At 62.1% G+C, this 2,138-nt stretch carries 2 protein-coding genes; one reads left to right on the top strand and one right to left on the bottom strand.

What is annotated here, in order from left to right; translation table 11 throughout:
- Positions 1 to 230 (bottom strand): DUF4880 domain-containing protein (locus tag JNL55_RS01285; protein WP_293848456.1); only part of this gene is annotated, 230 nt, incomplete at its 3' end.
- 163 nt (positions 231 to 393) lie between these two features.
- Between JNL55_RS01285 and JNL55_RS01280 the strand changes: the two genes are divergently transcribed.
- Positions 394 to 2,138, top strand: a 1,745-nt coding sequence (locus JNL55_RS01280; RefSeq protein ID WP_293848455.1) for a tetratricopeptide repeat protein, incomplete at its 3' end; no start/stop codon positions are given.

Genomic DNA, 2,138 nt, shown 5'->3' with positions numbered 1-2,138 from the left:
AACAACATCGGCCGGAACAAGTGGATCGCTTCGCCCAAGGCTCCATCCATGCCGGCGAGCAAATTCACGTCCTCGGCGAGCTGCGCCAGGTGGCGCATCTCAGCTGCATGTCGTGGGCTGCGCTTCACCCATTCTCGAAGTGCACTCACGTCCTGCTCGGTCAACGCCCCCGTTTCCAGTTGCGCGATCCACGCGCAAGCCTCGCTGGTGATCGCGTCGTCGATGCTCATGTCCAGGTAGTACCCGGAACGGGCAAAATCCTCTAGCGCTCCCCGACCAAGCTCGCCAGCTGCCTCGAAGCCGCCCCCTGGCCCGGCGGGTGGCGAAAACAGACGCCACTGATGGCCTCTAGCCACCCAGTGCAGCGGCATCTCAGGGCATACTGCGGCACGCGTGACACCCCCGCCCTGGCCAAGGAACGGATCGCAGATGAGAAAGCATATCGGCCCGACACTGCTCTTCCTCTGGAGCGGCATCGTCGTTGCGGTTGCCGTCAACATTCTTTCAGAGGAGCTGAAAGATGTGCTGTTGAGCCACCTACCCCTGGTTGCCGTCGGCCTCATCGTTGCCGCCGGCACGAGCACGCTGATCTTTCGTGAATGGCGCTCGCGGGAAAGCCTCGAGGACTTTGAGTTTCTGGTACCCACCGCGGAACTCACCCCGGCACACGTTGGCTTCGAGGTGATCAAATCCGGCCGACGCACCGACGCTCTGCGTCGCCCGTATTTCCCGTTGGCATATATCCATCGATCTGCCGTTCCTTATGACGAACGGGATCTCGACCCCGTTGCTACGAGGTACGACGAGGAGGCACTCCTGCAGATGCTCCGCCGCGGCGAAAGCCTGCTGCTCATTGGCGGACACACCTCAGGAAAGACCCGCACGCTGTACGAAGTCATCAAGCGGCTACCGGATTTTCACGTGGTCTCGTTGCGACGAGACGCGATGCCTGGAGAGCGTGCGCTGCAATTGCTTCGGGATCGGAACGTGCTGTGCCTGCTGGACGATCTGAATCACTATGCGGACGCACGCATCGATATCGCCTCGGTCTTCAAACGAATGCGCCAGATGGCACCGCGCCTGGTACTTGCCGCCACGTGCCGCGACGGTCCGGAGTTGTCGAAGGTCGAGCTGGAAGCGTCCACGTTACAGCGAGTGGCTGAGTCCTTTCAGCACCGCTTGATTCTCAGGCGTCCAGACGCCCAGGAGAAGTCGAGACTTCGAGCGCTGCTGCACCAGGCTGATGACCGAGACTGTGCGACGCTCGGCGAAATCTGCATGAGTGAAGCGTTTGATCTGATGCGACGCCGGTTCGACGGTCTCGACTCACCGGCTCGAGATTGTTTTCGCTCACTGCAGCTGCTGTCGGCCGGGGGGATCGAGCCACTGTCTCATCGACGCCTCGAAACGGTCCTCTCGGGCGTCTTCGATCGACCGATTCGGGGCTCGGCGTTGCGCGACCAACTGCGCGCGCTCGAGCGCCTGGGCTTGATCGTGTCACGTGGCGATGCCGATCCCGTCAGAGCGGAACCGGCCTACCTGTCTGGAGAGGAGGGAGCCTGGTATTTCGGCAGCGACCCGCACGCCTCTCTCGACAAGCTGTCGAGCTGCCTGTTGAACAGCAAAGATGCCGCAGGTTTGAATGCACTGGCGTTGACCTGGGCCTCGAGTGGCCATGAGCCCTCAGCCATTGCGTGCTGGGAACAGCTGATCGCACAGTGCAGTGCCGACGACGATCCCGAGGAGTTTGCGAGGGCGCTGAACAATCGCGGTATCTCCGCAACGCGCAGAGCCGATTTCCAGGCTGCCGTGCAAGATTTCACCGCGGCCCTGAACGTAGCACCGAGTCACGGCCAACAAGCGCTTCGGGCCTTGGCATTTCGCGGCTTGTCAAAACAGCGATTGGGCGATCATCACGGGGCGATCGTGGACCTTCAAGGTGTGCTGGACCACCCTGACCCGCCTGCGGCGCTGCTGGGGGACGCCTTGCGCGCCCTCGGCTCTTTACTATCCGACAGTGAGCCACAACGCGCGCTCGGCTATCTGACCAAAGCCATCGAATTGCCTGGGGCACCAGCGGCAGTCGTCCACCGAGCGAGGTTCGACCGGGCGCATTTCAGGTCGCAGCAGGATGATCT

Source organism: Steroidobacter sp. (assembly GCF_016790065.1).
GTDB lineage: Bacteria > Pseudomonadota > Gammaproteobacteria > Steroidobacterales > Steroidobacteraceae > Steroidobacter.
Note: the sequence above shows the minus strand (reverse complement) of the source record. Positions and strands in the feature narration are given on the sequence as shown.